Annotated in this window: 19 protein-coding genes; 8 read left to right on the plus strand and 11 right to left on the minus strand. The window is 68.4% G+C overall.

The features are described 5' to 3' along the window. The 5 genes from Manayef4_RS25405 to Manayef4_RS15545 all read left to right on the plus strand — a co-directional run. Window positions 1–259: hypothetical protein (locus tag Manayef4_RS25405; RefSeq protein ID WP_217494123.1), on the plus strand; the 259-nt coding region annotated here is incomplete at its 5' end. A 70-nt stretch (window positions 260–329) separates the two neighbouring features. Further along, complete coding sequence (locus tag Manayef4_RS23170; RefSeq protein WP_083282485.1) at window positions 330–1,370, plus strand: homoserine O-succinyltransferase; 1,041 nt, start codon at window positions 330–332, stop codon at window positions 1,368–1,370. Further along, entirely contained in the window at window positions 1,345–1,896 is a 552-nt protein-coding gene (locus Manayef4_RS15535; protein WP_023841229.1) for a hypothetical protein, read from the plus strand. Before Manayef4_RS23170 ends, Manayef4_RS15535 begins: the two co-directional genes overlap by 26 nt. Next, window positions 1,893–2,615, plus strand: a complete 723-nt coding sequence (locus Manayef4_RS15540; RefSeq protein WP_070132061.1) for an iron-containing redox enzyme family protein — start codon at window positions 1,893–1,895, stop codon at window positions 2,613–2,615. Before Manayef4_RS15535 ends, Manayef4_RS15540 begins: the two co-directional genes overlap by 4 nt. After that, the gene (locus Manayef4_RS15545) at window positions 2,612–3,841 is read left to right on the plus strand and encodes an O-succinylhomoserine sulfhydrylase (RefSeq protein ID WP_070132062.1); all 1,230 of its coding nucleotides are present in this window, start codon (window positions 2,612–2,614) and stop codon (window positions 3,839–3,841) included. The genes Manayef4_RS15540 and Manayef4_RS15545 overlap by 4 nt, the downstream gene beginning before the upstream one ends. A 75-nt stretch (window positions 3,842–3,916) precedes the next feature. Here Manayef4_RS15545 and Manayef4_RS15550 read toward each other — a convergent pair whose 3' ends face one another. Beyond that, window positions 3,917–5,218, minus strand: coding sequence for an MFS transporter (locus tag Manayef4_RS15550; RefSeq protein ID WP_011436428.1), 1,302 nt, complete (start codon window positions 5,216–5,218; stop codon window positions 3,917–3,919). Window positions 5,219–5,319: 101 nt separating this feature from the next. Here Manayef4_RS15550 and Manayef4_RS15555 point away from each other — a divergent pair, with 101 nt between their 5' ends. Continuing rightward, the gene (locus tag Manayef4_RS15555; RefSeq protein ID WP_023841230.1) at window positions 5,320–6,333 is read left to right on the plus strand and encodes a helix-turn-helix domain-containing protein; all 1,014 of its coding nucleotides are present in this window, start codon (window positions 5,320–5,322) and stop codon (window positions 6,331–6,333) included. Window positions 6,334–6,747: 414 nt separating this feature from the next. Here Manayef4_RS15555 and Manayef4_RS15560 read toward each other — a convergent pair whose 3' ends face one another. The 5 genes from Manayef4_RS15560 to Manayef4_RS15580 all read right to left on the minus strand — a co-directional run bounded on the left by Manayef4_RS15560 (window position 6,748) and on the right by Manayef4_RS15580 (window position 11,002). Continuing rightward, window positions 6,748–7,350, minus strand: coding sequence for a phosphonate degradation HD-domain oxygenase (locus tag Manayef4_RS15560; RefSeq protein ID WP_070132063.1), 603 nt, complete (start codon window positions 7,348–7,350; stop codon window positions 6,748–6,750). Then, window positions 7,347–8,126, minus strand: a complete 780-nt coding sequence (locus tag Manayef4_RS15565; protein ID WP_070132064.1) for a phytanoyl-CoA dioxygenase family protein — start codon at window positions 8,124–8,126, stop codon at window positions 7,347–7,349. Before Manayef4_RS15565 ends, Manayef4_RS15560 begins: the two co-directional genes overlap by 4 nt. 93 nt (window positions 8,127–8,219) lie before the next feature. Then, entirely contained in the window at window positions 8,220–8,885 is a 666-nt protein-coding gene (locus Manayef4_RS15570) for a GPR1/FUN34/YaaH family transporter (RefSeq protein WP_011436424.1), read from the minus strand. Window positions 8,886–8,993: 108 nt separating this feature from the next. After that, entirely contained in the window at window positions 8,994–9,833 is an 840-nt protein-coding gene (locus Manayef4_RS15575) for a 2-oxoglutarate and iron-dependent oxygenase domain-containing protein (protein WP_070132077.1), read from the minus strand. Continuing rightward, complete coding sequence (locus Manayef4_RS15580) at window positions 9,830–11,002, minus strand: cobalamin-independent methionine synthase II family protein (protein WP_070132065.1); 1,173 nt, start codon at window positions 11,000–11,002, stop codon at window positions 9,830–9,832. Before Manayef4_RS15580 ends, Manayef4_RS15575 begins: the two co-directional genes overlap by 4 nt. A 247-nt stretch (window positions 11,003–11,249) precedes the next feature. Between Manayef4_RS15580 and Manayef4_RS15585 the strand changes: the two genes are divergently transcribed. Both Manayef4_RS15585 and Manayef4_RS15590 read left to right on the plus strand, forming a co-directional pair. Continuing rightward, window positions 11,250–13,463, plus strand: a complete 2,214-nt coding sequence (locus tag Manayef4_RS15585) for a PQQ-binding-like beta-propeller repeat protein (RefSeq protein WP_070132066.1) — start codon at window positions 11,250–11,252, stop codon at window positions 13,461–13,463. A 159-nt stretch (window positions 13,464–13,622) separates the two neighbouring features. After that, window positions 13,623–15,767, plus strand: coding sequence for a SpoIIE family protein phosphatase (locus Manayef4_RS15590; RefSeq protein WP_070132067.1), 2,145 nt, complete (start codon window positions 13,623–13,625; stop codon window positions 15,765–15,767). A gap of 108 nt (window positions 15,768–15,875) precedes the next feature. Here the strand turns inward: Manayef4_RS15590 and Manayef4_RS15595 are convergent, their stop codons facing one another. The 5 genes from Manayef4_RS15595 to Manayef4_RS15615 all read right to left on the minus strand — a co-directional run bounded on the left by Manayef4_RS15595 (window position 15,876) and on the right by Manayef4_RS15615 (window position 20,454). Then, a complete protein-coding gene (locus Manayef4_RS15595) occupies window positions 15,876–16,919 on the minus strand; it encodes a trypsin-like peptidase domain-containing protein (protein ID WP_011436419.1) in 1,044 nt (347 codons plus the stop codon). 139 nt (window positions 16,920–17,058) lie between these two features. After that, entirely contained in the window at window positions 17,059–18,150 is a 1,092-nt protein-coding gene (locus Manayef4_RS15600) for an enolase C-terminal domain-like protein (protein WP_070132078.1), read from the minus strand. A gap of 352 nt (window positions 18,151–18,502) precedes the next feature. Beyond that, window positions 18,503–18,904: a hypothetical protein gene (locus Manayef4_RS25050; RefSeq protein ID WP_051623852.1), complete on the minus strand. Its 402-nt coding sequence runs from the start codon at window positions 18,902–18,904 to the stop codon at window positions 18,503–18,505. Window positions 18,905–19,027: 123 nt separating this feature from the next. Next, window positions 19,028–19,234 carry a hypothetical protein gene (locus tag Manayef4_RS24325; protein ID WP_023841235.1) on the minus strand — a complete coding sequence of 69 codons (207 nt, stop codon included), beginning with the start codon at window positions 19,232–19,234 and terminating at the stop codon, window positions 19,028–19,030. Window positions 19,235–19,413: 179 nt separating this feature from the next. Beyond that, entirely contained in the window at window positions 19,414–20,454 is a 1,041-nt protein-coding gene (locus Manayef4_RS15615; protein WP_070132079.1) for an SDR family oxidoreductase, read from the minus strand.

A 20,454-nucleotide genomic window follows, 5' to 3' on the forward strand; every position in this document is an offset into this window, starting at 1 on the left:
CCCCGGCCTCGCGTCAGAAGCGCGCTACGCAACCCCACTGGAAGCCCCACACAACGCCGAAAGTCTGCTTACCAGCAAACTTGCCGAGGCCCTGCCGACCCGGTCGGGCGACCAGACCGCCCGCGCGAAGAACCGGTGCGCCTATCCACATCGTGAGTGGGGTGACATGTTCGACGGAAACGATCATGTCATCTCTCATCATGCGTGCGTCATGATGTGCGGCGAGGACCGCGCGGCACGCAATGTTTATATCAACTAACTGACACGTCGACAGCTGGCCGCGAGYAGCGGCGCGGGGCTATTCTTGCGGTCGAACAGGGGAAGGAAAGATGCCGGAGAAGCCACCTCATGGATCCCTCCGTGTCGGAGTCGTTGACCTCATGGCGGCCACCGGCCGAGGAACAGGAGGGCAGCAGTTCGACCGGCTGATAAGAAACGCGGCGAACAGCGCCAGAGTGGCAGTCCACGTCGATGTGGTGGACCTCGACCCGACGACCAGCCATCCCCATCTTCCGGGGTCACGAAGCGATTGGCAGCGAATAGCATCATTCGATGCTCTGGTGGTGACCGGCGCACAGCCACAGAATTCCCACCCAGAGAAGGACCCGGGCTATCCGGTGATCGAGCGGATTCTCGACCTCAGCCGGAGACGGAATTTCTTCACTGTGTTCTCCTGTCTGTCTGCGCATTTAGCCCTCCACCAGATGTGCGGCGTGCAGCGCCGCCGACTGGCACACAAGAGGGTCGGCGTGCTCGACCATCAGACCGTCGCACGACGCGGCCCGCTCACCGTCGGGCTGCCCGACGTCGTCACCATGCCGCATTCCCGATGGAACACTGTGGACCGTGACGAACTCGTCGCCTGCGGCGTGCGCCTGGAGCTGCTTACCGGTGGCTCTGACTGGGCGGTAGCGACCAGTCAGGACGGGGTCCGTCAGGTCTTCGTCCAAGGTCACCCGGAGTACCTGCCCGACATGCTGCTGCGGGAGTACCGCCGCGACGTCCGGGTCTTCCTCACGGACCCTGACGCGCCGTACCCGCCGATCCCGGAGGGCTACCTGGCCGATACCGCAAGCCGGCGGCTCGCCGCGTTCGCCCGGCGCGCCCGCAGCCAGCGCTCTCCCACGCTGGCCACACAGCTGCYCACTGTCGGGCCGCTGCCTGACGTCGCCCGGCGGTGGACCGCGGAGGYGACCGCCATGACCGCGAACTGGATCCGCAGGGTCGCCGACGGATCCACCGGGAGGATCAATGACCCACCTACCCGACCAGCCGCCGGACGGCACCAGGATGACCTGGTCCTGGCCAACGGATGTTCGTCCGTACAGTACGGACCTCGCCTCGATGCTGGCCGCGAGCGTGATCGATGACGGCATCCTCGGCTTCACCGAGCCGGTTACGCCGGCCCAGGGCGTGGGCTTCGCGGAGGACCTCGCCCGTCGGGTCGGCACAGGCGAAGCGCTCGTCCTGCTCGGCCAGGACGACGAGGGCGTCTGCGCGATGTGCGTCGTCGCCCTGAACTCGATGCCGAACTGCCGGCATCTCAGCGAGGTCAGCAAGGCATACCTGCGTCCCCGGATCCGTCGCACCGGTGCGGTGATCGAGCTCGTGTTCGCCGTCTGCGAGCGACTCGCCGACGTCGGGGTGGAGCGCGTTCTCATCGACGTCCGCGAAGGCTCCCCAGCCCACCGGGTCTGGAGCGGCTTCGGGTTCACCACCTACGGCGTGCTGGACGACTACAGCCGAGTGCGGGGCATCAGCCACCGCGGCCTTTACATGACTCACGCCGTGTCCGAGCTACAGGCCGTCACGGCCGACCGGCTGGCCCGTCGTGCCGATCCCACTCGCCGCCACACCACCCCACAAGCCGCCATCGCAGAGAGGACGAGCCGATGACGCTCCCGCRGGACAGGTTCAGGGCGTCCCTGGAGGAGACCCTGCACCAGCACCTCACCATCGCCCACCCGGTGTTCGGGCTTCTACTGGACGCGGACAACCCTCAGCCGCGTTTCCTCCAGCAGGTAGCGCTACAGGGCTACCAGCTCACCAAGCACTTCCTTACCTACGTCGAGCACCTGTTCTTCTACTGCCCGCTCCCCCGGCACAAGCGGCGCCTGCTGCACAACCTCTACGAGGAGGAGACCGGGCGGATCTCGAAGACGCGGAACCACGTCAAGCTGATGCAGGACTTCCTGCTAGCGATCGGGATCGACGACGAGACCCGGGATGCCGCCGTCGCGCTGCCGACGACCCAGGAGCTGATCGACTACCGGCTCGCGGCGGTGAAGGATCCGGATCGCTATCACGTCGGTGCCGCCGCGGTCACCATCGCGAGCGAGGGGCAGAACCTGGAGAAGCTAGGCAGCGAGAGCCGCGACATCCTGTTCGGTCGGGTGTACGGGCTCGAGCCGAGGGACCTGCTGTTCTTCTCGGTGCACCAGGTCGAGGACATCACCCACACTCAGCAGGGCCTCGACCTCGTCGCAGACCTGTGCACGACGGAGCAGATGCAGCAGGAGGCGCTCTACGCCGTAGCGCATACCTGCGAGCTGTTCTACGGCATGTACKAGGGCATCTACCAGGAATACCTGGCCGGACGGCTGCTGCCCGCATGACGCCTCCGTCCTCCAACCGTACGGCCTCCGGCACCCGCCGCGGACTGGCGACGGAGGCGGTGCGTGCCGGCCATCGCCAGTCCGTTGACGACCAGCACAGCGAGGCGCTGGTACTCACGTCGAGCTACCTGTTCGACGACTCGCACGACGCGGCGGAGAAGTTCGCGCAGCGGCGCCCCGGCAACGTMTACGTCCGGTTCACGAACCCGACGGTGCGCGCGTTCGAGGAGCGCGTCGCGCGGCTGGAGGGTGCCGAGTCCGCCGTAGCGACCGCGTCCGGGATGGCCGCGTTCTTGGCGGTGTCGCTCGGGCTGCTGCGCGGCGGGGACCATGTCCTGCTTGCGGAGGGTGTCTTCGGCACCACGACCCGGCTCTATGCTCACTATCTGGACCGGTTCGGCGTCATGACGACCGTCGTTCCGGTGACCGACCCGGCCGCCTGGGCGCGCGCAATGYGTGCGCAGACCAGGATGCTCGTCGTTGAGAGCCCCACGAACCCGGTAATGGCCGTGGCCGACATCARGTACCTCGCAGAGCTCGCACATGCCGCCGGCGCGCTGCTGCTGGTCGACAACACCCTGTGCACCCCGGTGTTCCAGCAACCGATCGTGTTTGGCGCAGACCTCGTTCTGCACTCCGCCGGCAAGTACATCGACGGTCAGGGCCGCTGCGGCGGCGGCGTTGTCGCCGGCCGCGCGGGCCTGATCTCCGAGCTGCACGGTGTGCTGCGCACCGCGGGCCCGAGCCTCAGCCCGTTCAACGCGTGGATCTTCCTGAAGAGCCTGGAGACGCTGCCGGTGCGGATGCGGGCGCACGACGCCAACACGGCGGTGGTGGCTGCCTGGCTAGCCGACCAACCGGACGTACGGGCGGTGCACTACACCGGCAGCGCGGATCACCCGCAGCGGGAGCTGGTAGCCGCCCAACAGTCCGGGCACGGCGGAGTGATCAGCTTCGAGCTGTACGGCGGCCAGCAGGCCAGCTGGTCGTTTGTCGACCGGCTTGAGCTCGTGTCGAACACGACAAACATCGGGGACACCAAGTCGATGATCACCCATCCGGCAAGCACCACCCACGGCCGGCTCACGCCGGCACAGCGCGACTCCGCCGGCGTCACCGACGGCCTGCTGCGCCTATCGGTCGGCCTGGAGGACGTCGAGGACATCGTCGCCGATCTGGCCCGGGCGTTCGCAGCGACCAGGCCTGCCGGGGCCCGCGCCCGATGAACCCGCAGCCGACAGCCCCGCAGGCGCCAGGCCAGCCGGTTTTTCCAGGGCTCGACAGGGTGCCACGCAGACCGCTCATTGCCGGGAAGCGCCGGCGGGGACGGCCGCCGGGCGTGGCGCGGGCAGCCGGGCGATCAGCAGGAACGACACCCCGACCAGCAGCGCCTCGCCCATCGCGACCTGCGTATAGGAGTTGTACGAGTCGGCGACCAGCGCGCCCAGCTGGCTGGAGAGAGCGGCGCCGATGCTGTGCAGCGTCCACAGCAGACCGAGGCCGGTGGCCCGGGCGCCCTCGGGCAGCACCCGGCCAATCCACAGCGTGGTCGCGACCACCGTCGCCAGATAGCTCGCCCCGAAGATGACCCCGAAGGCCAGCGAGGCGGTTACGGTCGCGTCGAAGGCGACGAGCACCATCGCCCCGCCGCGCAGCGCGTAACCGACAAGCAGGGTCTGCCGGACCCGGCCCCGGTCACACCTTCGGCCGGCGGCCAGTGAGCCAAGGATCTCGAAGACGCCCAGCATGGCGAGGGTGCCACTGACGACACCCGGGCTCATGCCATGTTCGTGCAGATCGGTGACCAGGTGAACGTCGACAAACGCCATCGTGATCCCACAGCCGGTGAACGCGACGGTCAGCGCCAGGAACACAGGGTTGGCGGCTGCCAGCCGCAACCGGTCCCCGAAGCCGAGCCGCGCGTCGTCCGCGGTCCCGGGTGTGCCCGGCGTCGCCGTAGGCGCCGGCTCGTCCTGGCCGGACAGCCGATACAGCAGCAGCGCAAGTGGGGTCAGCACGAGGAGCATCGACAGACCGGCGACGACGAAGACGGCCCGCCAGGACGCGAACGCGCCGAGCCACACCCACAGCGGCACCARCACGATGAACCCGACAGCCGGGCCGTTCGTCATGACCGCGTACGCCAGGCCCTCCCCGCGGGCGGTGAACAGCTCGCTGGCAAGCTTTCCCAATGGAACGTACGAGAGCATCGTGAAGGCGAAGGCGCCGAGCACGCCGTAGACGGACGCGAACAGCGACACCCCCGGCGCCGCCGCGCAGATCAGGAAGGCGGCACCGGCGAGCACCGTTCCGCTGACCAGCACGGCCGCGCCRCCGAACCGATCGGCCAGCACCCCGACGACCGGGCTCGCCACCGCGATGACCACAGCGAAGACCGTCGTCGACCAGGCGAACGTCCCGCGGCTGACACCAAGGTCCACTGCGATCGGCGAGAAGTCCACTTGAATCGTGTTCTTCAACGCCGACCCGGCCAGCGACAGCGTGAACGCGAGCGTCGCGGCGAAAATCAGCGCCGTGTTCCGCCGGCTACGACCAGCAGGGGACGCGACTTCAGGTGCGTCGGCGGCGTCTCGAGTCGTCATCGGGTCCGCATCCTTCGGGTCGGCCCGGCGGGGCAGCGGCTTGCTGGACACGAGGCCAGAGTGCCGGGCGCCGAGTGCGCAGCGGAATAGGCTGTTCTGCCGTGCTGCATAAGGAAACGGCCACTCGCCACGCCGTGGTGGCCCTCGCGGTCCCGGCCACCGTCGCGATGGACCTCGCGATCCCGGCCCAGGTGTTCGGCCACCTGGACCTGGCCGAGCATTACACGTTCACGCTGTGCACGGAGCAGCCTGGCTCGCTGCCCACCACCACCGGCTTCGCCTTGGAGGTGGCGCACGGGCTCGCCGCGCTGGATGCCGCTGACACCGTCGTCGTCCCCGGGTACGCCCCACTGGTCACACCCGCACCAGGGGTGCTCGACGCGCTGCGCGCGGCTGCCGACCGCGGCGTCAGACTGATGTCGGTGTGCACCGGAGCGTTCGCCCTCGCTGCCGCCGGGCTACTCGACGGTCAGCGGGCCACCACCCACTGGGAGGACGCGGGCGACCTCGCCGCCCGCCATCCGACGGTGCAGGTGGACCCGAACGTTCTCTACGTCGACGGGGAGCGGATCCTCACCAGCGCCGGAGTGTGCGCGGGGATCGACCTGTGTCTGCACATACTGCGGCGCGACCTCGGCAGTGCCGTCGCCACCCGCGTCGCCCGCCGGCTGGTGGTGGCGCCCCATCGCGCAGGCGGCCAAGCCCAGCTGTTACGCCGCCCGGTGCCCGGTCCAAAGCCCGGCTCTGGCGGTCCTGGCAGGCTGGCCGCGACCTGCGACTGGGCGCTGGAACGGCTCGCCGAGCCACTGTCCGTCGCTGATCTCGCCGGCCACGCTGGCTACGCGACGCGCACGTTCGCCCGGCGCTTCATCGCCGAGTACGGCGTCACGCCCAGGCAGTGGCTGCTCGCCCACCGGATCGCCGAGGCGCGGCTGCTGCTCGAGGTGACCGACCTGCCGGTGGATCGGATCGCCGCCCGTTGCGGACTGGGGACCGCCGCCAACCTGCGGATCCACCTCGCCCGCGACGCCGCCAACACGCCGTCCGCCTACCGCGCCTCCTACCAGGGCCGCCCGCGCCGAGCGAGTGGGCGTGCCGACGAACTCGCCCCGTAACAGCCGGGTCCAGACGAAGTACCGGCGTGGCGTGTTCGATGAGGCGATGCTCGACGCCTGCGAACGGACGATGCGCGGCGTGTGCGCCGACTTTGGCGCGACCCTTGCCGAGTTCACCGGCGAAGCGGWCAGCGACACCGTATCAACGGCGGCAGGCTCACCCCTCATTCACGGGTTGTTCACCCTGGCCCGCACCTGGCGGCAGCGCCAAGTCATATCTTGGCCGATTTCGCTGACTTCGCAATACGAAAGCGCTGGTTCCATCTACCCAACGAGCCGGGGACAGCCCATCACGAGCTGGACTTCCGCGTCGGCGGGCACGAGTATCGCCCGCGGCACGGGCCTGACCCGCACAGAACAGTACGCGTTCCTCGCCTTCACGGATGACGGGCGGTCAGGGGCCATACCCGCCTGTCAAACCACCGCGGAAGCCTCATTGACCAGCCGGCAGACAGCCGGACGCCAATGGTCAAGTTCCGGTACCGCGACGCCGGCTCGCTTGGCGYTGTCGTCCCATCGACGCAACGCGATGGCGAGGTCGGCATGTGGCAGGCAAAGGAAGGCATCGACTTCTCTGCCAGTCATCGGGCCGCCTTGGACGCGTAGGCTTCGGGTGGAGGCTACGGACAGGCTGTTGGCGTAGGCGGGGTCGGTGGCCACGAGATAGCGCTTGGCTTTGACGTGCAGCGCGACCGGAGTGCCGATATCGGGGCCGAACCATCGGGTCAGGTAGCGTGCTCCGACGATTTCGTGATGGAGGTCTTCGGCGAGGAAATTGTGGTGCGCGTCGTGTTCGTCGAGGAGGAGATGGCCGATATCGTGCAGCAGCGCGGCGACCTGCGCGGCCTGGTCATAGCCGTCGGCTTCGGCGAGGGCGGCGGTTTGCCGGGCGTGTTCGAGTTGGGTGACGGTTTCGTCGTATTGACTTTGGCCAACGGCGGTGAGGTAGGCGAACAGTTCATCGCAGAACTCGTCCGCGCCAGTGAAGGTGCCGTGGAGGAGCCGGTCGGTATTCATGCAGATTCCTCGGCGCCCCGGGCGCTGACGTGGCTGTCGCCGGTGAAGTGGCCGATGAGGCTGATTCGGTCGGTGCCGGCGGCTAGGCGGTGCTGCTTTTCCTGGTAGTAGTGGTGGYGGTGGTCACCGTCGGAGGCTGCGTTGTAGGTGAGGTAGATGGCCCGGCGACGATGTGGTGAGGTGTTGACTCCGGAGCGGTGCGGGACGTACCAGTTGAACCAGAGCAACGACCCAGCGCGGACGGGGACGGGTTTCCAGAGGAGGGTCTCGGCGAGACTGGCGGGGATGCAGCCGACATCGTCGGTGGGGAGCGGCTCGTGGTGCATGCCTTCGACGACGTCCAGGCAGCCATTGTCGGTGGTGGAATCGTCGATAGCGATCATGCAGGTGATGGTGGACCGGACAAAGGGGTAGGCGGGCGCGTCCTGGTGTGGGGCGAACCCGGCGCCGCCGGGTTCCTTATAGTTGATCTTTTCTTTGTAGAGGACGGCGGGCTCGCCGAGCAACATGCTGGCAATGTCGAGCAGCGTGCCCCGGGTGAGCAAGGCACGCATGCCGTCATGGAAGGGCACGATGTTCTCGGTGCGGCACCGCACCGAGAATCCGTCCCCGGTGGTCTCGTCGTACTGCAGCAGACCGTCCTCGCGGCCCGGCAGGGCCTCGATCTCATCGACCCAGCGTCGCACCTCCCGCAGGCGCTCCGGGCCAAGGAAGCCGTCCATGAGAAGAACGCCACTGGCCTGCCAGGTCGTGAGGTCAAGGGAATCGGTCAGCAACGTGAGCCTCCGAGGAGCCGGTCAACCAGAACGTCTGTGTAACTCTTGTATCAAGAAGAGACGCTGTGATGCAACTTTGTTACAGCGACCGAGTCAAGATACGAGAGGCTTACCGAGAGGAAGTCCACGGCCACCGGTCTCGCTCCACATAAGATCGACATACAGGTAGACGGCGACGGCAACGAAGGCGAAGACCACGTACCCGCCGAGATGGATGAAGGTGGTGTTGGCCTCCAGGGTGCCGACGAGCAGCAGGACGAGGGCGACGTCGACCAGGCCGAGGAGCAGGGTGAAGCTCCAAGGTAGCCGTATGGTGACCAGAGTGAGCATGGCAATGGTGACCAGCCAGCAGATCAGCCAGATGGCTTGCGTGTGCACGATCTGGGCATCGGGGATGCCGTACCAGTTGTGCCCGAGTCCGAGGGCGAGTGCGGCGTAGCTGGCGTAGAAGCCGAAAAAAACGGCGAACAGGCTAGCCGAGGCATTTTGCCCGAGCGCGGCGGCCCAGACGGTAGCCAGCAGCAGCCCGATCGAGGTTGCGGCGAGGATGGTCGGGATGCCGGCGGCGGCGGCCTCGGCGGGCACGTAGCCGGCGTCGACCAAGCCGAGTCCGAGCGCGCCAGCGATGGTAATCGGGATGCCGACGATGCCGGGGTTGCCTCGCAGCGGGTTCGTGACCGGTGGGTCGGGCGGGGTTTCGGCCTCGGTCAGTAGCGGTACATGCGTTGCCACCGATGCGGGCGGGGCATCAACGGTCATGGCGGATCGCCTTTCTGTTCAGGGGATGACTGGGCGCGCGTGGGAGCCGTGGGGCGCGGGGCGCGCGGGCCAGCACGAAGGCGGGTTGCGGTGTGCCGGTGGATCAGGTCAGCTCTCGGCGGCGAGCAAATCTGCGTGGTGGAGTTGCGCGACGTCGGCGTGGGCACGCAGCCGCACCTTGAGGATGTTCTCGCCGTAGGTAGCGAGGATGGGGYTGTCCGGGTCAGCGCTGTGTCCGCCCGTTGCCTGGGCGGCAAGTTCGGCGGGCAGGTCGATGGGAGTGAGGGTGGCGTCCAGGCGCGGGTTGAAGAAGTAGATAACCGAGAATCGCCGCACGCCAGCGGGTGGGCTGATGACGCGGTGGACGGTGGCCTTGAGGTAGCCGTGGGTGGCGAGCTGCAGCATTTCGCCGAGATTGACGACCAGGGCGCCGGGCAGATGCGGGACGTCGAAGAAGCATCCGTCGCGCTCCACCTGCAGTCCACCGACGGCGTCTTGCAGGACGAAGGTGAGCAGCSCGAAGTCCCGGTGGGTGCCAACGCCTTGATGATCGCAGCCAGGTCCGGACGGAGGGTAGTGGATGGCTTTGATGGTGGCCTCGCCGAGGTCGATCTCCTCGCGCCGGTCGGCCCGACCGTTCGTGAGTTCACCACCCAGTGGGGTGTAGCCACGGAAGTGTGGCGACCGGGTCATCGCGATCGCCATTCGATCGGCTTCGGGCAGAGCGAAGAACGCTCGGGTGACCTCCTCGACCTCCCGGAACAGGGTGTCACMGATGCCGTGCCCCACCAGGTAGAAGAAACCCACGTCATGGCAGGTCTCGCGCAGTCGCTCAAGGAACCGGCTGCGCACCGCGGGATCAGTGCCAGGGTCGAACTCGCGCAGGTCGAGCACCGGCAGCGCCGCGTCGTGCTCGGTCGTGCTGTGGGTCGGGGTGGTGCTGGTCATGACCACAGTCGATCGCTGGCCAGTCGAGCGCCGGCGGTGAGGGATTCGAGTTTCGCCCAGGCCAGGCTCTCGTCGACGGCGAGGAAGGTGGCGAAGGACGCGAAGCCGCAGTCGGTTCCGGGGRTGACGCGCTCGCGGCCGACGATGTCGGCGAAGCGGGTGATGCGCTGGGCGATGAGTTCGGGGTGTTCGACGTAGACGCTGGAGGTGTCGATGACACCCGGGATGAGGACCTTCTGCTCGGGAATCTTCGCGTCGGCCAGCACCTGCCATTCATGTGCGTGGCGGTGATTGGCGGCCTCGAATACCAGCCCATCGGCCTTGAGCTGAATGATCGTGTCCAGGATGACGTCCAGGCCGACGTCCTTGYGGTGCGGGCCCTGGTAGTTGCCCCAGCACAGGTGCACCCGCACCCTCGCCGGGTCGATATTGCGTAGCGCGTGGTTGATCGCCTCAACGTGCACGCGCAGCCGGTCCAGGAATCCCTGCTCGGACAGGTGCGCGTACTGGATGTGCCGACCCATCGCCAGATCCGGGGCGTCGATCTGCAGGACCAGCCCGGCTGCGGTGATCGCCTCGTACTCGGCCCTCATTCCTTCGGCCAACGCGAACAGGTACTCATCCAAACTGGCATAGAACTGGTTCGGAAGATAGAGCGCGATAACTCCAGGTGACGCGGCATTCATGAACCGCTCGGTCGGCTGACCCGATCCTGCCGAGATTGAGCTGACGCCGGCTGCGAAGTTGGCCAGATCGGTATCGAGCAAGGCGGTGCCGGTGTAGCTGATCGGACCGGTACAGGTCGGTGTCGCGGTCTCCAAGCCGGCCAGGGAACGTTCGGCCATGCCAGGGTAGTCGTCCAGATCAGCGATCGACAGGCCGCCGCCCTCGGGAACGGCAACGTCCACGTCGAAACCGGTGAGGCGTTCTTTGACGTAGGTGGCGTACCCGATCTTGCTCATTTCGCCATCGCTGATCACGTCCAGCCCGACCTGCGCCTGATGGCCGACGACCACGCCAACCGCGTCCGCGATCCGCTCGGGCAGGTACTCGGCGTCCGCGACCGAGAGGGTCTCCTGTTCCCGGGCCCGGATCAGCTCGGCCAGCCCGGCCGGTCGGGGCAGGCTGCCGGTGTGCGTGGTCAGGATGCGGTCGCTGCTGAGTTTCATGACAGTTCCTCCATCAAGTGGACTAAGCGGTACAGACGGTTCCGGACAGCACCGGCCACCCGGACAGCCTCGTCGAGGCCGCCCCCTGTGACTGCGGTGGCAGCGCGAGGCCGGGTGGGGTCATGGCGGTGACACTGACAGGCCAAGGGAAACTTTATCTAAACAACATCTTACTTCCGTAAGGAAATTACATACATAATGATGCGAAGGGTTGTAAATGATCTATTGTCGGAGACTAGACTCAGGCATGCAGATCATCGGCGCCGTGCTCACCATCCACGGCAACGCGCTCGCAGGGATCGCGGTAAGCGACGGGCGGACCTGGACATTCACTCGCGACGACGRCTCGTTCAGCCTCCGCACCGTGCCGGGGCGCCCGGTCTGGGCCCGGCGCCCCAACGGCTGGACGGGCCGCTGGTGGCAGCACCCGGCAGCGGGGGAGCCGGTGCTGTTTCAGCTGCACCCAAGCCGCACCGGCAGCGATCCACAACCACCCTCGGCTCCCTCAGGGGAGCTGCGATTCGCGCACATCACGGACACGCATGTCAGCGCGATCGACGGCGACCCGTCCCAGGCGGTCGAGCTCGCCGCCCGCTACGGCGACCAGACGGACACCACCAGCGGCCTGCACCACGCGCTGCGGACCGCAGCCGACCACGGCGCGGCATTCGCCGTGATCACCGGTGACCTCACCGACCACGGCACACCCGAAGAGTTCAGGCGCGTACTCGACTCCCTCGCCGCAGCGCCGCTGCCGGTAGAGATCGTGCCGGGTAACCACGACCATTACGGCCACCGCCACCAACCCCACCCCAGCGACACCCCCCACGGTGGCGGGTTTCTCGGCGCGGCTACCCTCACCCGCTACGAGCAGGCCATGGGCCCGCGCTGGTGGTCAGCTGACCTGGCCGGCGTGCACCTCCTCGCCCTGGACTGGTTCAGCGCCTGGTGCGCGATCGATGACACCGATCAGCAACGCTTCATRATCACCGATCTCGCCACCCGAACCCCCGGGCTGCCAGTCGTCGTGCTCACCCACGACCAGCCCGACCACGACACACTCGAACTGATCCGCTACAGTGCCGCACCCGACAGCCTCCTCGCCGTCCTGTCGGGACATTGGCATGCCGACGCGCAGCGCAACGTCGGCGGCTGTCACCTGCTCAGCACGCCCGCAGCCAGCTTCGGCGGACTGGACTGGTCACCACCGCAGCTCCGCCTCATCACCCTCACCCCCGGCTTGAGAACTATGGATCTACGGCACGACACGATCCCGGCGCTACCGAAACCGCCACGGTCACCGACCACGTCTCGCGCCGATGCCCCGGCCTCGCCCCGCACCACCAGCCACTCGATCGGCGCCCATCAACATCTGGGCACCCTCGCGACCATCGCCGGCACCGTCATCGCACCGAGCACCGACACCCACGGCGCAGGACACCTGACCCGCCTACACCCCTCCAACACCGGCAGTAACGACAGCCGAGTCGACGTGCTGTGGACGGTGCGCGCCGCAGACGACCCCATCACCGGCGTTCTCGCCGGCCATGACCAGATCCTGGCGTGCAGCCATGCGGGCACCCTCACCGCGCTCGCCCCAGCCACCGGCGCACCCCATTGGACCCGACACCTCCCACACCGGCAGCGACGCCGGCTGCTAGCCACCCCCATCCTCACCGCGGCGGGCCGGCTGATCGTCGGTGACGTCGGCGGCGTCACCTGCCTGGACCTCGACACCGGGGATATCGCCTGGCACCGCGACCAGCTCGGCCAGGTCGACACCCTGCTCACCTACGGAACCGGTCTGGCCACCGACCGCTTGGCCGTGCTGCCCCTCGGCGGCCCCACCCCGGGCCTGACCGCCCTGGACCTGCGCGACGGCACCATCACCTGGACCGATCCGCCCGGCACACCACCGCCCTCCAGCTCGCTGGTCGCCATTGACGGGACCGATGCGCTGCTGCTCCGTACCGCCGGACCCACCCTCGAGYGGCTGAACCTCTCCACCGGCCAGACTCGGTGGCRCACCACCCTGACCGGCCGCTTCTCCACAGCCGCTCCCCTGGTCACCGACGAGGCAATCGTGCTCGTCACCGGCGACGGCATCGCGCACCGGCTCGACCCGGATCACGGCGGCATCCTCGACCGCCAGCACCTGCACGGGCTGCGCCCCGCCTACGGTCCCTACCGGTCCACTGGTACCGGCGCGCCCACCACTGCCGTCCATACCCCACTCGGACCGATGATCGTGCTGCTCGATGGYAGTATCTGGCAACTGGACAGCCCCGCTGGTCCGCTGCTGGTCGGCGACGTCGCGGCGCCCGTCACCACCCAGCCTGTCCTGCTCGGATCGAACACCCTCGTCGTGCTCAGCACCGACGCGGTCGTTCACCTGCTCGACATCAACGCCACCGCAACCCGCCCCATGCTTGCCGGTCCGGCATCGCGGTCTGCCTCATGACCAGCGCCATCCGCAACCGAATTCTGGCACCTACCCGCGGGACCGCCACCCACCGTAGTCCCAGGCCTGATTTGATCCTAAGTTCCTGGGTATTAGACCAGGAGATGATCATTCCACACAGGGGGATGTGATTTAATGACGTCTGAGCCGAGGAGAACCTTGTCGGACGTTTCGTCGGACTACGCACTGGATGCCGGTTTCGATTCGCTACTGGGCACGCAACTGATCGATTTCAGTCCGACGGCGATGGTAATTATCGATCCGGATCTGCGGGTGCGACGGAGCAACCGGTCCTTTCGGGAAATATACGGCCTGTCTCCCGAGCAACTGGCGGGAACATCCATCCCCGAGCTGCTGCCGGATATGGACCCGCGGGTGTGGAAGCTTGCCCGGTGGGTCCTGGCCAGCGGTGAATCAGTTGAAGACACGGAGATCATCGGCAGGAGCGTGGCTTTCCCGCAGGAGGAACGCACCTGGCGCTTTTCGCACTTTCCGCTCCGGGACCRTGAGGGGGTGCCCGCGGCGGTTGGCGTGACGCTGGTCGATGTGACGGATCAGCGCCGTGCCGAGCGGAAGCATGCGGAAGCAGAGCGGCGACTGCGGCTGCTCACCCGGGCGAGCACACTCGTCGGGCGATCCCTGGAACTGGACGCCACACTGGCGAGTATAGCCGATTTTATGGTACCGGAATTCGCCGACACCTGCAGCGTGTACCTGCTCGACGAACCCCTTGACACAGACGCCCGACCGGAGCTGTTGGAATTGCGGCGCGCCATAAAAACACGCGTTTCCGGTCCGCCCCTGCAAAGTTGCGACATCCCGTTCTCAGCCGCCGGAGAGATCCTTTACTGCCACCGAAACTCTCCGATCTACCAAGCCTTTGCGTCGGGTCGCCCGTTTCACCACGCGGCCGACGATGAATCGTTGATCAGCGGATATCAGACTCCTGGATTCCTCGACTACTTCCGGCGGCTGCTGCTGCGTTGGGGGATCGCGGTGCCCCTGCTGGTGGGGCGCTACTTTCATGGGGTCATGGTTGTACATGTCGGCGTTTCCGGGCGTACCTACACCGACGACGACGTCGAGATGGCCGCCAACCTTGGTGGACGTATCTCAGCCGCCATCGCCAATGCCCGCGCGTACGCTCGCGAGCGGGAGGTTTCTGTCACGCTGCAGCGCAGCCTGCTTGCACCCGACATCCCGGCCGTGGCCGGAATGGACATCGCCTGGCGGTACGAGCCGGGCTCCCTTCCCGGCCGGTCGCCCTGCGCCGAGCCGGGTCCGCCGATCGACGCCGAGGTGGGCGGGGACTGGTTCGACCTCATCCCGCTCTCGGCGGGTCGGGTAGCTCTCGTCATCGGAGACGTGGCCGGCCGCGGTGTGACCGCCGCCGCCGTCATGGGTCAACTCCGCACCGCCAGCCGGGCGTTCGCCTCACTCGATCTGCCCGCCGACGACGTACTCACCCACCTGGACAACCTTGCCCAGACCATCGGGGCAGGGCCTGACGGTGCCTTGGCGAGCTGCGTCTACGCGATCTTTGAGCCCACCACCGCGACGATAGTCCTCGCCAACGCCGGCCACCCCCCTCCCGCCCTGCGTGATCCCGATGGCCGGGTCCGCCTCCTGACCGGCGGGGGCGGCGCGTTTCTCGGTATCGGCGGGCAAGTTTTCGTCCAGACCTGCTACCCGTTCCCCGTCGGGGCGACGCTCGCGCTCTACACCGACGGCCTCGTCGAGTCACGCGATATCGATATCTTCCAGGGAATCGGCCGGCTACAGCACGCTCTCGCGGACGCCGGCACCGCGGACGCCACCGCCGACCGGCTGATGCGCCTGGTCGATCAGGCCAATCGAGACGACGACGTGGCGCTCCTGCTCGTCCGGGCCGCCGCGGCCATCAACACTCGCACCCTTACCATCCCTCTCACCCTCGACCTCAGGGCCGTCGGACAGGCTCGCCACGCCGTCAACGCCGCGCTGCGTCGCTGGCAGCAGCCCGAAACCATCGAGACCGCGGAACTACTGGTGAGCGAGATCGTCACCAATGCGATCCGCTATTCCCGAGTCCCCGGCGAACTMGTGCTCCGCAGCGTCCCGACGGCCCTCTACATCGAGGTCTCCGACAGCGACAGTCACCTCCCCCGTGTCCTCCACCCCAACGAGCAGGAAGAACACGGTCGTGGCCTGATCCTCGTCGATGCACTCGCTGCCCGGTGGGGCACCCGCCCTACCCACTCCGGCAAGACGGTCTGGTGCCAACTCGACACCGGCACTGACACCGGCCCGGAAATCTTCACCTAGATCTCGTCCACGAACCCGCTGTCCCCAGGCGCGTGACGGCGCGTCGATGCATCCTCGGAAGCCCCGGGCCGAGCCCCGAGGTGGGACGCCGCATCGGCGGCGAAGCTCTCAGCCGGGCCGGTCGGACACCCTGACCTGCACTGTGTGGTCCCTGCCGTCTCGGTGGACGCCTAGCGTCACCATGTCACCCGGGGATACCTCGCGCAGCCTGGCGGAGAACTCCCCGGCGGAGGCGACCGACTTGCCGTTAAAGCTACGGATGACATCACCGGGTAGAACACCTGCCTTGCCCGCGGGCCCGCCGCGCACGACGGCCAGCACGAGCGCCCCGGCACGCACGTCCAGTCCGAGCCGCTCAGCGATCGCCGAGGTGAGGGTGGCGAGCTGGACGCCAACGAAGGCGTGCTTCACGGTCCCGGTGCGCAGCAACTGCTCAACGGCGTCAACCGCGGTCGCGGACGGTATCGCGAAGCCCAGCGACGAGGCTCCGGTCGACGGTGGGATGTAGGCCTCGTTGATGCCCACGACCCGGCCCTGGCTGTCCAGCAGCGCCCCGCCGGAGTTACCGGGCGAGATCGCCGCATCGGTCTGGATAAGGTCCACCAGCGGCCGCCCCTGCCCACCCTGCTGACCGGATACGGGCAGGTTCCGGTTCACGCCGGAGATGATCCCGGCGGTGACGCTGTTCTCGAATCCCAGCGGGCTGCCGATCGCCACCGCCAACTCGCCCACCTGGGGCAGATCCTTACGGAACGTCGCGGCGGGTAGGCCGGTCCGGTTCACCTTCACCACGGCGATGTCGCTGATCTCATCGGCGGCCTGTACCCGACCGGCCACCCGGCGGCCGTCGGCGAAGGCCACCTCGGCCTTTCCACCGGATGCCTGGGCAATCACATGCTGGTTGGTGACGATGACACCGTCGGCGCGGTAGACGATGCCGCTGCCCAGCTCGTTCCCGACCAGGATGGTGACAACGGACGGCTCGACGTCGGAGACGATGCCCGCAACGGCGCCGAGCCCGGCTCTGTCCGCGGCGGCGGCCCGGTCCGCCGTCGGCGAGCCGGGCCCGCCGCCAGTACCGCAGCCGGTGGCGCCCACCAGCATCGCGGCAGCGGCGACGATCCCACTGATCCAGCCGGTCAACCGGCTCACGCTCCTGCCATACCCGCCAGAAGCTCCTGCCATACCCATCAGAACAGCCCGAACGCACAGCGGGCGGGGCCGGCGCACACAGCCCAGCGCATCGACCCGTCCGGCCCGGTGCTGTGGTCCGCCTCGCCGTACGCCGCGGTCATCGGACCCGGAACCGTTCGGCGTCCCGCTGCCGCACCGACAGGCCCAGGCCGCACCGCGACCGATCCGGGACCAGCGTCCCGTCCGGCCGCGCATCGAGGACCCCGTCGAACAGCAGATGTTCGACCCGGACGTGGTCGTGGAAGTACTCGAGGTGCCGCAGATGCCACACCGCGGTGCAGGCGTGCACGCTGACCTGCGGCGCACAGTGGGCGGACAGGTCGATCCCCCGCGCGTCGCACAGCGCCGCCGCCCGCAGGAACCCGCTGATGCCGCCGCAGCGGGTGACGTCCACCTGCAGGCAGTCGACAGCACCCGCGGCCAGCATCCGTTCCAGACCGGACAACGTGTAGCCGTACTCGCCGGCCGCGATGTCCATCCCCGCCGGGCCGCGGTCCCGCAGCAGCCGCAACCCCTCCAGGTCGTCGGAGCTGACCGGCTCCTCGAACCAGCGCACATCCTGCTCCGCGAAGATCTCCGCCAGCATCAACGCCTGCTTGCGGCTGTACGCCCCGTTCGCGTCCACATAGAGCTCGACGTCGGATCCGACTGCCCGCCGGGCCACAGCCACCCGCTTCCGGTCCTCCGCCGGGTCCCGGCCGACCTTCATCTTCACCCGCGGGATACCCGCCGCCGCCCAACCCGACAACTGATCGCAGAGCTGGCTGTCYGGATAGGACGTGAAGCCGCCACTGCCGTAGATCGGGACCCGGTCGTGCACCGCGTCCAGCGCCACCACCAGCGGGACACCGAGCAGCCGCGCCTTGAGATCCCACAGCGCTATGTCCACCGCCGAGATCGCCTCTGCGGCCATGCCGGGACGGCCGATGTTCCGCACCGCCGCCTGCATCGCCGACCAGCAGGCACCGACCCGCAACGCGTCCCGGCCAGTCACCACCGCCGCCAACTTTCCCGCGACGACATCCGCGGCAGCGAGATGGCAGTAGGTGTAGCCCAGACCGGCCTGGCCGCCGGTCYGGACCGTCACCACCACCAGGGTGACGGAACCCCACTCCAGCGTCCCGTCCGACTCGGGCTGCTCGGTCGGCACCAGGTAGGCGGCGACCTCCACGCTCTCAACCGCTGGCATGCCTGCTGTCTCCCCGAAACCGCGGCCCGCCACGCCTACCCGGTCGCCCAGGCTGCTGCCCCGGGACGGGGTGGGCGAGGTTGGCTTCCGTGGCCACGGAAGATCCGCCAGGCTCGCGGGGCTGGGCGGCCCTCCGGCACGAAATCCTCCTCCGAACGTTCACCTTGGCTGGCGAAGCCAGGAGACAACCTCGGCCCCCGCGACCCGCCGGTCACCTCAAGGCACCGGCGGCAGCCGCACCAGCCTTCGGCGGGACCGAGTCACCAGGGCGGTGCCGGCTCTGCCGGCGAGCGCCCAGGCGGTACTGCGAGACTTGCAGGCCAGTCTGATCAGCCAGATCCGGACAGGCTGGCTATGGCTGGCGGCAGCGCCGATGCTGGGCGGCTGCGCCCTCGGTCTGGCCGGGGCCGTCGCCCGCACCCCGCGCGGCCCGTCCCCTCGCCGCGGAGACCTCCTGCAGGGTTGGCTGCTCGGCCGCGAACGCTGACGCCGCGAACGCCGACGCCACCACGGAGTCGGCCAAGGCCAGCCGGCGGTGCCCGGGAACGGCCGCGGCGAAAGCGAGCATGCTCGCGGCATGCAGGCAGTCCGCAGCGACGCCAAGCCGGCCCGGCGGTAGCAGGCTCTGGACGAGATGGCGGGCTCCCAGCACCCGCACGGCTGCCGGCCGGGCGCGGCTGGAGGAGTGGCCGCCCGCGGCCCGCAGAACCAGCCCGGGCTGCGCCACCAGCAGGATCCCCCACCCGGTCCGCATGGCCCTGAGCGCCGCCMACCCGGTCCGACCGATCCGCCACATTGTTGGTCCCGCACATTGTTGGTCCCGCGGCTGGTTCCAGGCCGCGGGACACCGCCTCGGTTGCCACGATCCGTACCGTGGTCAGGTCCCCTGTTCGGACCGCTCCCGCTGCTCGTGGCCTTCGGCTTCCCTCTCGTGGGCCTGAGCCTGAGCCCGGGCCTCTTCCGCCTCGCGCTGCTCCCGGCCCTTCTCCTCCTGCTGCTGCCCCTCCTGCCGCAGCCCTTCGCTGCCGGTCACATCGGCTGCCGCTTTCTTGATCTTGCCTTTCGCCTCTTCGAATGCGCCCATGAGTGAGTGTTCCCTCCTGACTGACTTTTTTGGCAATCTTGGTGCCACCTACGGCGGCCGATCTGCACGGGCCGCCAAGGTAAGCGTTCCCACCTGGGCGGACGTTCTCCCCTACCGCTGGGATTCGTCAGGCAACCGAAAGATCAACAGGCTGGCCCGGCGCGCCCGTCGCCGGCCCCCTACCGGTGCCGGGGCATCCGGTCGGCCCCGACTCCCATGYCGGCCCCGACTCCCATGCCGGCCGCGGTGACCACGGCGGCGAGCACCCCGCGGCGGTGCTGGCTGAGCCAGAGTTCCGGGCTGTGGGCGTGGGYGCGGTCGTCGAAATCGCCGTGCGCGCCGTGGTCGCCGGGCACCGGGTAGAAGATGTTCTCGCCGAGCATCGGGTTGTGGTCGTCGGGTGCCTGCTGGCTGGCGTAGCCGGTGCGGGCGAGGTAGCGGTCCAGCAGGGCGGGCGCGATCCGGTTGCCAAGGATGGTGGCGACGGTGGAGACGCCGACCCACATGCTGCGCCGTGGGTGCTCGGCCGCGTGGACCACCGCACGCGCGCCCACCTCGGGCTGGTAGATCGGCGGGACGGGCCGCGGGTGGTGACGCAGCCGGGAGCACACCCAGTTGAACTGGACGGTGTTGAGCGCGGGCATGTGTACCATCACAACCCGCACGTTGCTGCCGTCGTGCAGCAGTTCGGTCAGCACCGACTCGGTGAAGCCGACGATGGCGTGCTTGGCGCCGCAGTAGGCCGACTGCAACGGGATACCGCGGAAGGCGAGGGCGGAACCCACCTGGATGATCACCCCGTGGTCACGTGCCATCATGTGCCGCAGCGCCGCACGGGTTCCGTTGACATGGCCCAGGTAGGTGGTGACTGTGGCGCGTTCGAACTCCTCCGGGGTGATCTGGGGAAAGGGAGCGAAGACGCTGGCCATCGCGTTGTTGACCCAGACGTCGACCGGCCCCAGCTCCGCGCGCGCCCGCTCGGCGGCCTCCTGCACGCCCGCGGCGTCGGCGACGTCCGCGGGCAGCGCGAGGCCGCGCCGRCCCGCCGCCGCCACGTCCGCTACCGCACCGGCCAGACCATCCTCGCCACGGGCCAGGACACCCACGTCGTAGCCGCGGCGCGCGAACTGCCGGACGATCGCCCGACCGAGCCCCGCCGAACCCCCGGTGACCACCACCACTCCGCGCCGGCCGCCCGGCTGGTCAGCTGATCTCCGCAT

This window comes from Frankia sp. CgMI4, assembly GCF_001756285.1.
Taxonomy (GTDB): Bacteria; Actinomycetota; Actinomycetes; order Frankiales; family Frankiaceae; genus Frankia; species Frankia casuarinae.